We start from the raw sequence: 14,721 nt of genomic DNA on the forward strand, positions 1-14,721 counted from the left end.
CGGCCGTCCGGCGGTCGCGGGACCTCGGCTCAGAGCTCCGGGGTGAGCTGCCGGCGGCCGGCGATCTGCTCGAAGATCAGGTTGGTCCGGGTCTGGGCCACCGCCGGGTGGGTGGTGAGGTGGTCCACCACGAAGTCGCGCAGGGCGTCCGGGCTGGCGAGGGCCACGTGCAGCAGGTAGTCGTCGGACCCGGCCATGTGGAAGACCGCCACCACGCCGGGCAGATCGGGGGCGGTGGCCCGGAAGCTCTCGTTCTGCTCCCGGGTGTGGGCGCGCAGGCGGACCGAGATCATCGCCTGCAGCGGCAGCCCGATCGCCGCCGGCGCGATCTCGGCCCGGAACGCGCGGATCACCCCGCGCTCGCGCAGTGCGCGCACCCGGGCCAGGCAGGTCGAGGGGGCGATGCCCACCGCCTCGGCCAGCGCGTTGTTCGGCGTGCGGGCGTTCTCGGCGAGGATCCGCAGGATCGCCCGGTCCACGTCGTCGATCGGCGCCCGCTGGGCGTGAGGAATGTTCGGCACAGCACCCAGGGTGGCCGCCCGGACCGTCGATCCGCAAGAAATTCGGGCCCCGATCCGAATGATCTGCGGAACTCTTCCCCCCGAGCCGCCACAGGTTCCATCCTGACTGCCATGATCCGAACCGACGCCCCGCCCGCCTTCGCGACCCACGACGAGCCCGCCCGGCTGGAGCCGGACGCTCGCGAGTTCGCGATACCGGCCGGGGGGCTGGACGAGGAGCAGCGGCTGCGCGCCCTCAACCGGATGGACGAGTACCTGACCCGCAAGCGCCGTCACCTGCTCGGGTTCCAGGCCACCCAGGAGATGGGCGGCAGCGCCTTCGACCTCGGCCGGTTCATGCAGCACAACATCAACAACCTGGGCGACCCGTTCCGCAGCGGCGGCTACAAGCCGAACACCAAGGCCGTCGAGTGCGCCGTCCTCGACTACTACGCGGACCTGTGGCACGCCACCGGGCCGCACGACCCGGCCAACCCCGAGTCGTACTGGGGCTACGTGCTCTCCATGGGCTCGACCGAGGGCAACATGTACGCCCTGTGGAACGCCCGGGACTACCTGAGCGGCAAGCCGCTGATCCAGCCGCCGACCGGTGTCCCGGCGTCCGGGCCGGCCAACCCCAACGCCCGCCGCCCGGTGGCCTTCTACTCCGAGGACACCCACTACTCCTTCGCCAAGGCCGTGCACGTGCTGGGCGTCGAGACCTTCCACGCGGTGGGCACCGAGCAGTACCCCGGCGAGTGCCCGCTGCGCGGGCCGGCGGGGGAGCCGGGCGAGTGGCCCACCGAGGTGCCCTCGCGCAGCGGCCCCTCGGGACACTCCTGGGACGGCACCGGCGAGATCGACATCGACGCGCTGGCGGCGCTGGTGGAGTTCTTCGCCGCCAAGGGGCACCCGGTCTTCGTCAGCCTCAACCTCGGCAGCACCTTCAAGGGCGCCCACGACGACGTGCGGCGGGCGTGCGAGCGCCTGCTGCCGATCTTCGAGAAGCACGGCCTGGTCCGCGGCGAGGTGGTCTACGGCCGGGACCGGGTCACCGGCGAACCGCTGGTGGACCTGCGCCGCCGCTTCTGGATCCACGTGGACGGCGCGCTCGGCGCGGGCTACGTGCCGTTCACCCGGATGGGCGACACGGGCGCGACCGGCAGCGGTGCGACCGGCTCGGACCGGACCCCCGACACCGAACTCCCGGAGTTCGACTTCGGCATCACCCTGCCCAGTCGGGAGTTCGGCGAGATCGACATGGTCTCCTCGATCGCCATGAGCGGCCACAAGTGGCCCGGTGCCCCCTGGCCCTGCGGCATCTACATGACGAAGGTCAAGTACCAGGTCGCACCGCCCTCCCAGCCGGAGTACACCGGCGCGCCCGACACCACCTTCGCCGGCTCCCGCAACGGCTTCTCCCCGCTGGTCCTGTGGGACCACCTCTCCCGCCACTCCCACCAGGACCAGGTGAACCGGATCCGCCGCTCCCAGCAGCTGGCCGCCTACCTGGAGCAGCAACTGCGCCTGCTGGAGCTGGAGAAGGACGTCGACCTCTGGCCGGCCCGCACCCCCGGCGCCATCACCGTCCGGTTCCGCAAGCCCAGCCCCGAGCTGGTGGCCAAGTGGTCCCTCTCCTCGCAGGACGTGCTGACCGTCCCCGGCGACGAGAGCACCCGCCGCAGCTACGTGCACGTCTTCCTGATGTCCTCCGTCGACCGCGCCAAACTGGACGCCCTGCTGGCCGACCTGGCCACCGACCCGGTCATCCTCGGCGGCTGACCCGCCGGGTCGGGTCCGGGCGGTCGCCACCGCGGGAGGCCGGAGCGTCAGGTGGTGACGCGGGCCTCGACCGCCTCCCGGCGGATGATCTCCATCTCGAGCCGCACCCGGAGGGTCTCCAGCTCGGCGCGGGCCTCGGCGCAGTCGGCGCGCAGCCGGCGCACCTGACCGAGGAGGTCGCGCCGGCGGGGCAGCCCCGGGATCAGCAGCAGCCAGAGCCGGCGCCAGGCGCCCTGCTCGACACGCGGGTTCGACCCGGACGCGGCCGCCCCTGAAAGTTCGAGGACCATGCGCGCCCCCCGTCGAAACCACCCGCTCCGCAGGCCACCGCTCCGCAGGCCACCGCACCACCACGACCTGCCGGCCTACCTGGCCGCCCTCGCCACCCTGCTGCTCCTCACCCGCGCAGGACACGCGTCCGCCCAGACGGTCACCGCCGAAGGCGGCGCGCTGGCGATCATGTACGCCGCCTGGCGCGGCAAGGGACCCCGCCCACCCGCCGTCCAGGCCCGGAGGTAGCCCACCCGGCCCGCCGGACCCACCGGCGGCGGACAGACCGCAGGCCCGGCCGGGGTGGCCGGGCTGCTGTCGGTGGTCGGTGGTCGGTGGTCGGTGGTCGGCGCGGCGGGTGTCGTTGGCCGGTGGCCGGCAGGCCTCAGGCGGCCAGGTCCAGGGCGGCGAGCCTGCGCTGGGCGGTGCGGGCCCGCAGCCGGACGGTGACCAGGCGGGCGACGGCCTCGCTCAGCGCCATCAGGACGAAGGCGGCGACCCAGGCCTGCGAGCCGGTGATCTGCTGGTCGCGGCTGAAGTCGGCCACCACGGTGCCGAAGCCGGTGTGCTCGGCGGCCAGCACGAAGACGACACGGGCACCGATCCCGCCGACCCACAGCGCCGCGGCCACCAGGCCGGCCTTGGCGTGCACCCCCTCGTCCCGGGTGGCCCAGACCCGGGTGGTGAACCCCGCCGCGATGCCCAGCCCGGCACCCAGCGCCGCCAGTCCGAGCTCCAGGGCGAGGTCGCCGCCACCGGTGGGGATCGACCGCAGGTAGTAGGCGGCCGTGGCGGCGATCAGCACGATCGGCAGCACCAGACCCGCCAGGTCGAGGCGGCCCCCCTTGATCTGGCGGACGACGAGGAGGATCAGGACCAGCTGCACGCAGTACTCGGTGGTGTTCATGGAAAGAGCTTCCCGCCCACCCCACCCCCACGACATCAGCCCCCGGGTGGGCCACCGGGTTGATCCTCCACCTCAACCCACGGGTGGAGACCCGGTGGACGGCTGCGCTCAGTCGCTGCCGAGGTCGATCTCCACGGCCAAGGGCGCGACGGCCTTGACCGTGCCCGCGGACACGTCGCCCTCGCGGTAGGACCTGCTCGCCGGATCGAGGACGTAGGTGCACACGAGCGGCACGCCTTACGCTAGGCGAATCGGTGGATGGCCAACCGTAGTTGACGCAGGGTCACTTCGGTGCGCGCCCGGGGAGGGGTTGCCCATGTCCGAGGAACCACAGGCGGATCGGCCCGGGTCGAGGCCGACCCTGCTAGGCCTGCTGAAGCTGGCGGGAGACTCAGTCGTCACGGATTTCGCGGTAGGGGCGCTGGAGCGGCCGGTGAGTCGGCTGATCGTGCTCGACGAGCTGGAGCCCCCGGTGTCGCAGGACGATCTGCTCGTGGCGGTCGGGGTCGATCCGCACACCGAGGAGGCGATCGACCTGGTCCGCCGGGCGGGGGAGGCCGGAGCGGCGGGGGTGCTCTTCCGCCCGGTGGAGACGGGTTCCGGGAGCGACGCGCTGGGCGAGGTCGCCGTCGAGGCGGGGACGGCGGTGCTCTTTCGCAGCCGGTGGACCGACTGGCCGACGGTGATCGGGATCCTGCACGCAGGACTGTCGATGGTGCCCGAACCCAGGATCGCCGGTGTGCTGCTGGGCGACCTGCCCCAGTTGGCCAAGGCGATCGCCTTGCAGGTCGACGGTTCGGTGACGATCGAGGACATGGCCTTCAACGTCCTTGCCTACTCGCCCACCGGCCAGGACGTGGACTGGGTCCGAATCTGGACCATCCTGGGGCAGCAGCCGCCGGTCGAGCGGCGCGACGACATGAGGAGTGCCGGATTCGACCGCGACCTGCTGCGGTCGGACAAGGTGCTGTACCGCAAGGCCCAGGGAGAGGCTCCCGAGCGCCTGGTGGTACCGGTCCGGGCGGGTGGCATCCCGCTGGGCTCGATCTGGGTGGCGGCCGAGGGGGGCCGGCCGCTCGACACGCCGGCCAACCGCGAGGTCCTGCGCGTGGCGGCCCTGGCGGCCGCGCCCCACCTGTTGCACGACCGCGCGCGGCGGGAGGGGCGGGACCACCTGCTACTGGAGGCGGTCCGGGTGCTTCTCGACGGCCAGGGGTCCGCCGAACTGCTGGCATCACGGACCGGGTTGCCGATGGCGCAGCGGTGCGCGGTGCTGTCGGTCGGCGGCGGCGGCCAGGTGGACGCCCAGGCGCGCGGCCGGCTGGTCGAGGCATCGTTCCAGCACTGCACCAGACACGGCGAGGTGTCGGTGGTGGTGCCCTCGACGAGGGGTGTCCTGGTGCTGCTGGGCAGACTGGCGAAGGACCGCGCACAGGCTCAGGAGCAGGTGAGGCTGCTGGCCGGCTCGCTCGCCGGGGAGCTGTCGCGGCAGCTGGGGCAGAGGGTGCGGGTCGGCATCGGCGAGGTGCAGGAGCGGCTCGACGGCGCGCCCGACTCCCGCCGGACGGCCGATCTGGCGCTGGGCGGCCTGCTGTTCGGCCGGAACTCACCGGACTTCGCCCGGGTCGAGGAGGTCGCCGGCGCCGTGGCGCTGCTGCACTTCTTCGACGCGCTGCGCACGGCGCGGCACCTGCCGGTGGAGACACCGGTGACCCGGCTTCTCACGTCCCCGCGCAAGGGCGGGGTCTCGCTGGTCGACACGCTGAGCGCCTATCTGGACCAACCGGGGGAGAAGGCCAAGGCCGCGAAGGCCATGGGAGTGGCCGGCGCCACCTACGCGTACCGCCTGGACCAGACGGTGGTACGGGAGAGCCGCATCGACCTGGACGATCCCGACGCCCGGCTGCTGGCCCAGCTCCAACTGCTGCTGCTCAGAGGTGAAGTGGCTGACGAGGACTGAGTTCGTCGCCCCGCACGAGGACGGCGCGCCGGCTTCGTCGTTCGGCACGAGGAGGGGCGGGCCGCGGCCGTGCGGCACCCGGCGGCACAAGGACCGCCCGCGTGTTGTCGCCACACCGCACAGGTGGATGGCTGCCGCTCCGGTACGAGGCCGCCTCGCACCAAGGCTCCGTCGCAAACCCGTGTCGCGGGATGAAGACGCGCTGGTCGCCCGCGGGCACTCTGGTCGTACGGCCCGCCGGAGCGTCCGGGGTCGTGCGATCGAGGCGACCAGACGGAGCGTGCCACCATGGCGAACCATCAGCTGAATGCCCTGCACAGCCCCGAGCGGCGCGAGCTCATCCTGCGTGCGGCGGTCCGCGAGGGGTTGCTGCACCCCGAGGACGCGCAGCTCGCGGGCTTCCTCGACCTGGACGCCGTGGCGGCGACCGTGGACTCGCTGCACCGGGCCTTCCCCGGCTCCCTCGATGTGCTGCACGCCTTCGCGACCAAGGCCAACAGCCTGGTCCCGGTGTTGCAGCGGTTGCGTGAACTGGGCATGGGGTGCGAGGTGGCCAGTCCCGGTGAGCTCGCCCAGGCGCTCGCGGCCGGGGTCGAGCCGGCGCGGATCGTCCTCGACTCCCCGGCGAAGACCCGCCGTGAGCTGGCGCGGGCGCTGGAGCTCGGGGTGGCGGTCAACGTCGACAACTGGCAGGAACTGGCCCGGATCGACGAGCTGCTGACGACTCGACGGACCCGGTCCAGGATCGGGGTACGGGTCAACCCGCAGATCGGCTCCGGCGCCATCGGAGCGATGAGCACGGCCACCGCGACCTCCAAATTCGGCATCACGCTGACCGATGAGGGCAACACCAAGCGGCTGGTCGAGGCCTTCCGGGACCGACCCTGGCTCGGCTGGCTGCACTGTCACGTCGGCAGCCAGGGCTGCCCGCTGGACCTGATGGCGAAGGGGGTGGCCGCGACCGTCGCCCTCGCCCGGGAGATCAACGACGAGTTGGGCCGCGATCAGGTGGTGGGCCTGAACATCGGTGGCGGCCTGCCGGTCAACTTCGCCGGCGACGAGGTGACCCCGGGCTACCAGGAGTACGTCGAGCGGCTGCGGGCGCACGCGCCCGACCTCTTCTCCGGGAAGTTCCAGCTGGTGACCGAGTTCGGCCGGTCGGTGCTGGCCAAGAACGGCTTCACCGCCGCCTACGTGGAATACACCAAGAACTCCGGCGGCCGGGCGATCGCGATCACCTTCGCCGGGGTGCAGGTGGCCGCCCGGACTGTCTTCGCCCCGGAATCCTGGCCGCTGCGGGTCGCCGCGCACGACGCCACCGGGACGGCCAAGCGCGGGGAGCCGGTCGAGCAGGACGTCGCAGGGCCGGCGTGCTTCGCCGGCGACCTGGTCGCCCTGCTGGACACCGGGGCCTACTACGCCTCAACCCCGTTCTCCTACAACAGCCTGCTGGAGCCCGCCGTGCACGGGGTCACCGTGACGGCCGACGGGATCGTTCGATTCACCACGTTGCGCCGCGCGCAGACCGTCGAGGATCTGCTGAGCCGCACGGGCGGCTGAGTCGATCCGTCGGCCGTCCGCTGCCGCGCTGCCTGCGGTCCGCTGCCGCGCTGCCTGCGGTCCGCTGCCGGCCGTCGTCCGCTGCCGGCCGTCGTCCGCTCCGCCGGCCTTCGCCGCCGCCCGGTGGCCTGCCGCTGCCGTTTCCCACCCTACGAAACCCTGAGGAGCCCGTCATGACCCGCTCGCACCACCGTCCGACACCGCCGTCCGTTCCTCCTCCGCCGGGCCGCCGACTCGGGTCGGCCGACCAAGTCGTGCTGATCGTCATCCTGGTCCTCGCCTCGGTCCTGACCGTGGCCAAGGTCCCCACCACCACGGTGCTGGAACTGCTCGCGGGTGAGGTCGGCATGGCGATGGGCCTGCTGCAGCGCCGGCCGGCGCGCCGTGGCACAACCCGCTGCCGGCGACGCTAGGGCCGGTCCGGTCGATCGACGATGTCGGTCCGGGGGTACGCCGCTTGCCACCATCGTGTGCTCAGGCGGTGTTCAGCGGCGGTTGCGGCGGTTGCGCACTAGGCGGACGACGTAGACGGGAGTGCCGACGACGGCGCCGATGACCAGGGCCCAGAACACGAACCAGGCGGGGCCGGGGTGGAAGCCGGTGGTGTCGGCGGTGGCCAGGACGGCGGTGAGTGGCCGGTGGGGCATCGTGTGGTCCTTGGGTGTCGAGGGGGCGGGGGTCAGATGGCGTGGAGGTTGGAGCCGGGGTGCTGGGCCCGCTGCGGGGCGGCGCCGTGCATCAGGGCGATGTAGCCGTCCTCGACGGTGGCGCTGACGGGCTCCGCATCGGGGGCGGGGGGAGCGGAACTGATGACCCGGTAGGTGGCGCCGGTCATGCCGGGGGTGACGGTGACGGTGGGCAGGTCGGGCGGTGGGGCGGTGGCCGGCCGGGTGACGTGCCACACCGTGCCCTCGGCGCGGGCGGCGAGGTCGCCGATGGCGCCCTGGAAGGCGACGTGCCCGCGCTCGATCACCACGACGTTCGGGCAGGTCTGCACGATGTCGTCGACGATGTGGGTGGAGAGCAGCACCGTCCGGTCGCCGGCCAGGGTGGCGAGCAGGCTGCGGAAGCGCAGCCGCTCCTCGGGGTCCAGCCCCACGGTGGGTTCGTCGACGATCAGCAGCCGTGGGTCGTTCAGGATGGCCTGGGCGATGCCGACGCGACGCTTCATGCCGCCCGAGTAGGTCTTCAGCTTCCGGTTGGCGACCTCGCCGAGCGAGACCAGGTCGAGGACCTCCTCGACGCGGGCGCGGCGGGCGCGCCGGTCGGTGAGGCCCTTGAGCAGGGCCAGGTAGTCGAGGAACTGGCGGGCCGTCAAGTCCGGGTACAGGCCGAGCTCCTGGGGGAGGTAGCCGGTGGTGGCCCTGACCTCTCGGCGTCGGCCGCGCGACGTGAGCTCGGTGCCGTCCACCGCGACGGTGCCCGAGGTCGGCAGCAGCACCCCGGTCAGGACCCGCAGGAAGGTGGTCTTGCCGGCCCCGTTGGGGCCGAGCAGACCGACCATGCCGGCGGGCAGGCGCAGGCTGATGCCGTCGAGGGCGCGGACCCCGCCGCGCCGGAAGGTGACGGTCAGATCGTTGATGGTCACGTCGGGCGCGGTCATGACGGGCTCCTCCTGGTGAGCACGAGTTGGGTGATCACGAGGGCGGCGAGCGCCGTGAGCAGCAGGAAGGCGATGCTGAGGACGGCCTCGCCGCCGGTCGGGGTGATGCCCCGCTGCCTGGCGTCGAACAGGGTGCCGTGGAACCAGGCGCCGGCCGGGTACTCGCCGATGGCTTCGAAGGGCGTGCCGGCGGGGGTGGGGATCCCGAAGCGCGGGCCGACCATGTTTCCCCAGATCCAGTAGCCGAACAGGCCCAGCCGGTACAGCACGGGCCCGGTCAGGTACGGGACGGTGACCGAGCAGGCCACGACGAAGACCAGCCCGGGAAGGATGATGGCGGCGAACGCCGCGAGGCCCACCGGGATCACCCCGGCCCCGCGCTGGGCGGTCAGGTAGCCGAGCAGGGCCACCCAGGCGACGGCGACCGGGGTGGTGCTCGCCGCGCCGGCGCCGACGGCCTTGCCCCACAGGCGCGGGCCGATGCCGGTGGGCGTCGAGGTCAGGAGGTCGTTCAGCCCCAGCCGGGCCTCCCGCCGGGCGCGGTCGGCGAGGACGGCGCCGACGCCGATCGGGCACAGCATGAAGTTGCCGGCCCAGTCCGCGACCAGAAAGGTGTGGTCCGTGGTGCTGGTGAAACCCGGCGGGAAGGGCGATGCGCAGCGCAGCGCGATCAGCCCGAGCACGACCAGCCACAGGGCCGGGCGGCGCACCTGCATCAGGTACTCGTAGCGGGCGGCCGCGACGGTCTTGGCCCACCAGCCCTGAGCCGTCGTCGGCGGAGCGGTTCGCTGAAGGACGGCGGTCATGCGGCATCGCTCCCCAGGAACCGTTCGGGACGCCCCAGGAGCAGGCCGGCCGCCACGAGGGCGGCGAGGCCGACGGCGGGCAGGGCGATCCGGTTGACGGTCCAGTCGTGCGCCGGGACCTTGGTGGCGACGCCCATGAACACGTACTGCGACCGCAGCACCGTGTTGTCCCGGATGGCGCGCGTCATCAGGTACTGGGCCAGCCACAGGCCTCCGATCAGGCCGCTCGCGGCGGCCGGGCCGCGCAGGCCGATCGCGACGAGCATCGCCAGGGCGACCAGCCAGAGCATCGGCGGGGCCCACACCAGGACGTAACCGCCCGTGCCCTGCCCCACGGGCCAGGCGTTCAGGGCGCGGAACACGACGGCGTCCGACAGGGTGACCAGGGCCGCCGGGGCCACCACCAGGCCGGCGCGCAGGAACAGCACCCGGCGGTAGACCCCCGAGGTCATGACCAGCTCGGCGCCGGTGTCACGCCCCACGATCGAGGAGGCCGCGACGGCGGTGCCGAGCGGGGCGAAGCCCGCCAGGACCGCGCCGGCGGCGAGGTCGAGGTGCTCCGCGCCGGCCCCGGTGGCCCGCATGACGATCACCAGGATCGCGCCGCCCAGCGGTCCCGCCAGCGCTGTCACCGGCGCGGCGATGCCGATGACCCGCAGCTCCAGACGGAGGCGGGCCCAGGTGGACCGGTTCACGTCCACCTGCCGGCTCGTGCGGGCCCCGCGTCGTCGCAGGGTGTCTCAAGGTCTCGTTGCATGCCGTCAACACTGCTCGCGTCGACCGCGGCCGGGACCGGCCGAAAGTACTGATCGGGCGGATCGGAGCGGTCCTTTTGGCCGGTTCACCGGCCGTGGCCGGTTCCGTAGTCTGAGCGCCGTGAGTGTGAGGGAACGGCTGGCCGCACTGGGTGCACTGGCCGCCAGACGAACCGACGTCCTGCTCGGGCTCGCCTTCGCGGCGGTACTGGCGGCCACGGCCTACCACCGCGCCGAGGCGGGGCGCCGGGACTGGCTGCTCGACTGCGGCGTCAGTGCGGTGGTGTGCCTCGCGGCGCTGCTGCGGGGCCGCCACCGGCTGGCCGCCGTGGCCGTCGGCCTGTCCGTCGTGGCTGCCGCCGCCCTGGCCTCCTCCGGCACGGGGTACCTGACCGGGCAGCCAGGCGTCGCCGCGTCCCTGGCGCTGGCCGTCCTCGCCGGCTCGGCGGTCCGGGTGCTGCCGCCGTGGCGGGCCGCCCTGGTCGCCGCGGCCGGACTGGCGGTCACGGCGCTGGGCCGGCTCGCGACCACCTCGACTCCCGGCGGTTCGTTCCACGCGGGTGTCCAGGGCTGGCTGGTCGGCCTGGGCACGGGGCTCGTGCTGCGCCTCCTGGAGCATCGTCGCCAGGCCGCCGTCGAGGCGGTGCGGCGAGAGGAACGCCTGGCCCTGGCAAGGGAGTTGCACGATTTCGTGGCCCACCATGTCTCCGGCATCGTGATGCACGCCCACGCCGCCCAGATCATGCTGCGCAAGCGGCCCGACGACCTCGGCGCCGCCCTGGCGGACATCGAACGCTCGGGCATCGACGCCATGGACGCCATGCGACGGGTGGTCGCCCTGCTCCGTGACGTGGAGGACGGCGCCGCCTTCACCGCGGGACCGGAGCAACTCGTCGACCTGGTCCGCCGCTTCGAGGAGCACGGACCGCCCGTCGACCTCCGGCTGCCCACCGGGGCGCCGAGTTGGCCGCCCGTGGTCACCAGCACCGTGTACCGGGTCGTCCAGGAATCCCTGACCAACATCGCCCGCCACGCCCGCGGCGCCCGCGCGGCCACCGTCACCATCGCCCAGGACCGCACGGACATCACCGTCGAGATCGGTGACGATGCTCCGCCGCACCCCCCGATCCGCGCCTCCCCGCGCGGCGGCTACGGCCTGGTCGGCATGCGGGAGCGCGTCGAGGCCCTGGGCGGTACTCTCGACGCCGGTCCGCGGCCCGTCACCGGCTGGTCGGTCCGCGCCACCGTGCCCCTGCAAGCCGGAGACCACCGATGAGCATCAGCGTGCTGGTCGCCGACGACCAGGCCATGATCCGCACCAGCCTGCGCCTGATCCTGGAGGACGAGCCCGGCATCACCGTCGTCGCGGAAGCACGCGACGGCGCCGAGGCCGTCGCCCTCGCCCGCGAACTGCGGCCCGACGTCTGCCTCATCGACATCCGCATGCCCCGCCTCGACGGCATCGACGTCACCCGCGCCCTCGCCGGCCCGGGCGTCGCCGACCCGCTCCGGGTCGTCATCGTCACCACCTTCGGACTCGACGAGTACGTCCACGGCGCCCTCCAGGCCGGAGCCCTCGGATTCGTCCTCAAGGACGGCGACCCCACCCTGTTCACCGCCGCCGTGCGGGCCGCCAGCATCGGGGACGCCCTGATCTCCCCGTCGATCACCCGGCGGCTGCTCCGTGACCTCGCCCCCGCCAAGGCCTCCGCCGCGCGCCGGCCCAACTCCCCGCTCACCGAGCGGGAGACCGACGTCGTCCGCGCCGTCGCCCGGGGCCGCACCAACCAGGAGATCGCCGCCACCCTCTTCATCTCCGTCAGCACCGTCAAGGGCCACCTCGCGGCGATCCAGAACAAACTCGGAGCCCGCAACCGCAGCGAGATCACCGCCTGGGCCTGGGAGTCCCACCTCATGCCGGGCGGCGCGGACCAACGCGACAGCCGCCGATAACCCCCGGCGCGGGTGGGCTCCCTGCAGGGGCACGCCGGCAGGTTCGGCCCGTCGGTTCCGCCGCCGGGGGCGAGGTCCTGTGAGAGGCTGGGCCGCATGAACCGGTTGGCTGGTGTGACCTCGCCTTATCTGCTTCAGCATGCCGAGAACCCGGTCGACTGGTGGCCTTGGACGGCGGAGGCTTTCGAGGAAGCACGGCGGCGCGACGTACCCGTTCTGCTGAGCGTCGGGTACGCCGCCTGCCACTGGTGCCAATGACTTAACACAACCAGGTAGTCCTGACCTGGGACGTTGTCAGGGGGTAGTTGCGTGGACACATACGATGAGGAACTGGGCAAGAGCATAGATGCTTGGGTGGAGGCCGAACTGGCCGCCTCCCCCGAGTGGGGGCCCGAGAAGTACGACAGCATCCGGAAGCGCTTGGAGGACAGCGCACCCGCGGTTGCCGCCGAGGAGTAGAGGGTGAGGCGGCTCCCGACGGTCCGCGCCGGCGGTTCACCGGTCGACCACGCGGCAGCCTGCCAGCAGCGCTAGGGGGCCACTGCTTCCGCAGTGGCCCCCTAGCGCTCGACATCCCTGTTCAGGGCCGGTGCTGCTGCCCCTTCCGCTCGGCCCACAGCCGCTCGTACTCGACACGGCATGTCTCGTACGTCCAGCCGGTGACGGAGAGGTAGGTCGGCAACCCCGGGTTCTCGTGCCACTTGTGCTCGACCTGGCCGTCCGGGGTGCCGTCGTCCGGGAGGAACGTGTTCTCGAACTCGGCGTTCCCCCAGGCCGGCGCCCGGTAGCCGCTGAGAGCCCAACGACGGCGCAGTCGCTCGCCGTTCGGGCCCTCCTCCCACTCTGACTGCATGGCTGACCCGAGGGGGCTGTCCTGGGCTTCGCTGTTCTTGCTGGTGGTCTCCATATGCGAATTCTCCCGGATTGCGCGGAGTTGTACCCGGTGTTTGGTGGGGTTCAGGGGGACCGCGAAGATCAAGAAGTGGGGCGGCACGGCGCAGTCCACAGCGCGGCGCCAACCTGAATCCAGCCGTGATCCCTGTTGCTGTCGTCGCGCGCCTCCTGCGCGACCACGTAGCCGTGCTTTTCCAGTTGCTGCGCAGCCGACTCCCGTGGCAGCACCGGCACTTCCTTGCCTTCGAGGTCGATCATGTGGCGGCCAGGGTCGTTGGGCGAGGGGGTGATGAGGGTGTCCGCAGGACCAAGGTCGACCGGTCCGACCACGGCTTCGGGCCCCGGCGCGATGACGTACAGCACCCACCGCCCGCGGAAGGTCGCGACCTCGGCACCGTAGAGCGCCGGGAGGCCGATGTGGTCGGGGTGGGCTTCGGGCACGGGGTACTCCTCTGGAACGCTCGACACCGTCCTGTCGACCGTAACTCAACGGTGCGGCACGGCCCGGCCGGTGCGCCGGGCGGGCGCGGCGGTCACCAGAGGCTCAGGGGGCGCCCTTCCGCGATCACCGCTGCGACCCGGGCGGCGATCTCCACCTTGGACTCGCCGCCGGCCAGGCCGACGCGGATCGCGGCGCCGATCGCTCGGGATCGTCCGGCCGGGCCGCGGAGGTCCGCGAGGGGGCTCCCCGGGTCGCGCCGCCGGGCCACCCACTCGGCCCGGTTCTCCGCTGCTGTGCCCAGCCGCAGGTGCGCCGGCTGCTGGCAGGAGTGGTTGTCGCAGGTGTGGCAGACGGTCAGGTCAGTGCCCCATCCCAGCCGCGGGATGACGCCGTGCGCGAGCTGGTACCCGTACAGGTGCCCCGGCACCGTGCCGCGCCGAGTCCGGCCAGGCCGCGAGGTGGCCCGGAAGGTGGCGTGCCCGGTGCTGGAGATCCCGCCCGTGAAGAACCAGCACCCCGTTGACGGGGCCCGGTAGACCTTCGCCCAGTACCGGGCCTGGATAGATTCGTCGGCCAGCCAACCGGCCCACTCAATCGCGGCTATCCGCACGGGCGTTGGCTCACCGAGGAGAGAGAGCTGCTCGTCAATGCGAGCAGGCCCGGACCCCTTCACCGCAGTGCGCGGGAAGAGTCCGGGCCCGAGACCACCGTTCTCAGCCGGCATCGGCTAGGCCGCCCTCCAGTACAGAGTCCGGAGCGGAGTCAGAAGGCGTCGTGACAGCGGCGCTGGCCTTCCTGGCACGGCGGACGGGACGCGGGCGCTCGGCGCGAACGCGCAGTTCCTCGATCACCTCCTTCGCACGGGCGGCGGTAACAGGCTTCGCATCGCGTTCCAGCTCCTCCGCCGTGGCACCGATCAGCTGCGCGACCAACTCGGCATCGTTGTCGAACAGCCTGAGGGCGGCCGCGGCAGCCTCCCGCGCCGCGACCTCGGCGTCCTCCTTCGCCTTCGCCGCCGCCGTCGCGGCCTCTCGGGTGGCCAGGGCGTTCGCCGCAGCGAACTCCCGCGTCCGCGCCTTGACCTCCTCGACGGCGCGAACCCGCCGCCGCAGTTCCGCCACGCTCACCGATGTCGTCGAAGTACTCACCCGTTCCCCATCCCTGCCAGATCCGTGCTCATCGCGCGCACCGTAAGCACGAGTCCGCGGACACCTCAAACTGCGGTCGCGGGCCGCGGCGGTGGTGTTTTGTGCCTCCGGCGGGTCCTCTCTCGGAGGGGGAGGGGGTGG

The 14,721-nt window shown here is 72.6% G+C and carries 19 protein-coding genes and 1 pseudogene; 9 read left to right on the plus strand and 11 right to left on the minus strand.

Annotated features, from left to right (window positions below):
• Positions 1-29 precede the first annotated feature (29 nt).
• Complete coding sequence (locus ABD323_RS10850; RefSeq protein ID WP_344441103.1) at positions 30-521, minus strand: Lrp/AsnC family transcriptional regulator; 492 nt, start codon at positions 519-521, stop codon at positions 30-32.
• 111 nt (positions 522-632) lie between these two features.
• On the opposite strand from ABD323_RS10850, the gene ABD323_RS10855 reads away from it, so the two are divergent.
• Positions 633-2,282, plus strand: coding sequence for a PLP-dependent aminotransferase family protein (locus tag ABD323_RS10855; RefSeq protein ID WP_344441104.1), 1,650 nt, complete (start codon positions 633-635; stop codon positions 2,280-2,282).
• A 47-nt stretch (positions 2,283-2,329) separates the two neighbouring features.
• Here ABD323_RS10855 and ABD323_RS10860 read toward each other — a convergent pair whose 3' ends face one another.
• Complete coding sequence (locus tag ABD323_RS10860; RefSeq protein ID WP_344441105.1) at positions 2,330-2,572, minus strand: hypothetical protein; 243 nt, start codon at positions 2,570-2,572, stop codon at positions 2,330-2,332.
• On the opposite strand from ABD323_RS10860, the gene ABD323_RS10865 reads away from it, so the two are divergent.
• Positions 2,571-2,801, plus strand: coding sequence for a hypothetical protein (locus ABD323_RS10865; RefSeq protein ID WP_344441106.1), 231 nt, complete (start codon positions 2,571-2,573; stop codon positions 2,799-2,801). The genes ABD323_RS10860 and ABD323_RS10865 overlap by 2 nt on opposite strands.
• A gap of 136 nt (positions 2,802-2,937) precedes the next feature.
• Here the strand turns inward: ABD323_RS10865 and ABD323_RS10870 are convergent, their stop codons facing one another.
• On the minus strand, positions 2,938-3,459 hold the full coding sequence (locus ABD323_RS10870; protein ID WP_344441107.1) for a hypothetical protein: 522 nt from the start codon (positions 3,457-3,459) through the stop codon (positions 2,938-2,940).
• A gap of 433 nt (positions 3,460-3,892) precedes the next feature.
• Here ABD323_RS10870 and ABD323_RS10880 point away from each other — a divergent pair, with 433 nt between their 5' ends.
• The 3 genes from ABD323_RS10880 to ABD323_RS10890 all read left to right on the plus strand — a co-directional run bounded on the left by ABD323_RS10880 (position 3,893) and on the right by ABD323_RS10890 (position 7,392).
• Positions 3,893-5,419, plus strand: a complete 1,527-nt coding sequence (locus ABD323_RS10880; RefSeq protein WP_344441108.1) for a PucR family transcriptional regulator — start codon at positions 3,893-3,895, stop codon at positions 5,417-5,419.
• A gap of 288 nt (positions 5,420-5,707) precedes the next feature.
• Positions 5,708-6,979 (plus strand): type III PLP-dependent enzyme domain-containing protein, encoded by a 1,272-nt coding sequence (locus ABD323_RS10885; RefSeq protein WP_344441109.1) that lies wholly within the window; start codon positions 5,708-5,710, stop codon positions 6,977-6,979.
• 173 nt (positions 6,980-7,152) lie between these two features.
• Complete coding sequence (locus ABD323_RS10890) at positions 7,153-7,392, plus strand: hypothetical protein (RefSeq protein ID WP_344441110.1); 240 nt, start codon at positions 7,153-7,155, stop codon at positions 7,390-7,392.
• Between the two features lie 72 nt (positions 7,393-7,464).
• On the opposite strand, the gene ABD323_RS10895 is transcribed toward ABD323_RS10890, so the two are convergent.
• The 4 genes from ABD323_RS10895 to ABD323_RS10910 are packed head-to-tail and all read right to left on the minus strand — an operon-like array spanning position 7,465 to position 10,089.
• Positions 7,465-7,626, minus strand: a complete 162-nt coding sequence (locus ABD323_RS10895; RefSeq protein ID WP_344441111.1) for a hypothetical protein — start codon at positions 7,624-7,626, stop codon at positions 7,465-7,467.
• Positions 7,627-7,658: 32 nt separating this feature from the next.
• Complete coding sequence (locus tag ABD323_RS10900) at positions 7,659-8,582, minus strand: ATP-binding cassette domain-containing protein (RefSeq protein ID WP_344441112.1); 924 nt, start codon at positions 8,580-8,582, stop codon at positions 7,659-7,661.
• Positions 8,579-9,388, minus strand: a complete 810-nt coding sequence (locus ABD323_RS10905) for a hypothetical protein (RefSeq protein WP_344441113.1) — start codon at positions 9,386-9,388, stop codon at positions 8,579-8,581. The genes ABD323_RS10900 and ABD323_RS10905 overlap by 4 nt, the downstream gene beginning before the upstream one ends.
• The gene (locus tag ABD323_RS10910; protein WP_344441114.1) at positions 9,385-10,089 is read right to left on the minus strand and encodes a hypothetical protein; all 705 of its coding nucleotides are present in this window, start codon (positions 10,087-10,089) and stop codon (positions 9,385-9,387) included. Before ABD323_RS10910 ends, ABD323_RS10905 begins: the two co-directional genes overlap by 4 nt.
• Before the next feature lie 175 nt (positions 10,090-10,264).
• Between ABD323_RS10910 and ABD323_RS10915 the strand changes: the two genes are divergently transcribed.
• The 4 genes and pseudogenes from ABD323_RS10915 to ABD323_RS10930 all read left to right on the plus strand — a co-directional run bounded on the left by ABD323_RS10915 (position 10,265) and on the right by ABD323_RS10930 (position 12,555).
• Entirely contained in the window at positions 10,265-11,419 is a 1,155-nt protein-coding gene (locus ABD323_RS10915; protein ID WP_344441115.1) for a sensor histidine kinase, read from the plus strand.
• Entirely contained in the window at positions 11,416-12,096 is a 681-nt protein-coding gene (locus ABD323_RS10920; RefSeq protein WP_344441116.1) for a response regulator, read from the plus strand. Before ABD323_RS10915 ends, ABD323_RS10920 begins: the two co-directional genes overlap by 4 nt.
• Before the next feature lie 96 nt (positions 12,097-12,192).
• Positions 12,193-12,348 (plus strand): annotated as a pseudogene (locus tag ABD323_RS10925) (DUF255 domain-containing protein); the annotation flags it as partial.
• A 57-nt stretch (positions 12,349-12,405) separates the two neighbouring features.
• Positions 12,406-12,555, plus strand: a complete 150-nt coding sequence (locus ABD323_RS10930) for a hypothetical protein (protein WP_344441117.1) — start codon at positions 12,406-12,408, stop codon at positions 12,553-12,555.
• A gap of 121 nt (positions 12,556-12,676) precedes the next feature.
• On the opposite strand, the gene ABD323_RS10935 is transcribed toward ABD323_RS10930, so the two are convergent.
• The 4 genes from ABD323_RS10935 to ABD323_RS10950 form a co-directional block, all read right to left on the minus strand.
• Positions 12,677-13,003 (minus strand): hypothetical protein, encoded by a 327-nt coding sequence (locus ABD323_RS10935; RefSeq protein WP_344441118.1) that lies wholly within the window; start codon positions 13,001-13,003, stop codon positions 12,677-12,679.
• 68 nt (positions 13,004-13,071) lie between these two features.
• Entirely contained in the window at positions 13,072-13,431 is a 360-nt protein-coding gene (locus ABD323_RS10940) for a hypothetical protein (RefSeq protein ID WP_344441119.1), read from the minus strand.
• A gap of 92 nt (positions 13,432-13,523) precedes the next feature.
• On the minus strand, positions 13,524-14,042 hold the full coding sequence (locus ABD323_RS10945) for an HNH endonuclease family protein (protein ID WP_344441120.1): 519 nt from the start codon (positions 14,040-14,042) through the stop codon (positions 13,524-13,526).
• A 103-nt stretch (positions 14,043-14,145) separates the two neighbouring features.
• Positions 14,146-14,580 (minus strand): hypothetical protein, encoded by a 435-nt coding sequence (locus tag ABD323_RS10950; protein WP_344441121.1) that lies wholly within the window; start codon positions 14,578-14,580, stop codon positions 14,146-14,148.
• Positions 14,581-14,721 lie beyond the last annotated feature (141 nt).

Origin of the sequence: Kitasatospora nipponensis, from assembly GCF_039528135.1 — a bacterium.
Taxonomy (GTDB): Bacteria; Actinomycetota; Actinomycetes; order Streptomycetales; family Streptomycetaceae; genus Kitasatospora; species Kitasatospora nipponensis.

Excerpts from the sequence above, each read along its gene's own strand:
- ABD323_RS10890 (WP_344441110.1), top strand. The coding sequence starts at position 7,153 with ATGACCCGCTCGCACCACCGTCCGACACCGCCGTCCGTTCCTCCTCCG.
- ABD323_RS10900 (WP_344441112.1), bottom strand. The coding sequence starts at position 8,582 with ATGACCGCGCCCGACGTGACCATCAACGATCTGACCGTCACCTTCCGG.
- ABD323_RS10855 (WP_344441104.1), top strand. The coding sequence starts at position 633 with ATGATCCGAACCGACGCCCCGCCCGCCTTCGCGACCCACGACGAGCCC.
- ABD323_RS10935 (WP_344441118.1), bottom strand. The coding sequence starts at position 13,003 with ATGGAGACCACCAGCAAGAACAGCGAAGCCCAGGACAGCCCCCTCGGG.
- ABD323_RS10885 (WP_344441109.1), top strand. The coding sequence starts at position 5,708 with ATGGCGAACCATCAGCTGAATGCCCTGCACAGCCCCGAGCGGCGCGAG.
- ABD323_RS10865 (WP_344441106.1), top strand. The coding sequence starts at position 2,571 with ATGCGCGCCCCCCGTCGAAACCACCCGCTCCGCAGGCCACCGCTCCGC.
- ABD323_RS10895 (WP_344441111.1), bottom strand. The coding sequence starts at position 7,626 with ATGCCCCACCGGCCACTCACCGCCGTCCTGGCCACCGCCGACACCACC.
- ABD323_RS10905 (WP_344441113.1), bottom strand. The coding sequence starts at position 9,388 with ATGACCGCCGTCCTTCAGCGAACCGCTCCGCCGACGACGGCTCAGGGC.
- ABD323_RS10860 (WP_344441105.1), bottom strand. The coding sequence starts at position 2,572 with ATGGTCCTCGAACTTTCAGGGGCGGCCGCGTCCGGGTCGAACCCGCGT.
- ABD323_RS10870 (WP_344441107.1), bottom strand. The coding sequence starts at position 3,459 with ATGAACACCACCGAGTACTGCGTGCAGCTGGTCCTGATCCTCCTCGTC.
- ABD323_RS10920 (WP_344441116.1), top strand. The coding sequence starts at position 11,416 with ATGAGCATCAGCGTGCTGGTCGCCGACGACCAGGCCATGATCCGCACC.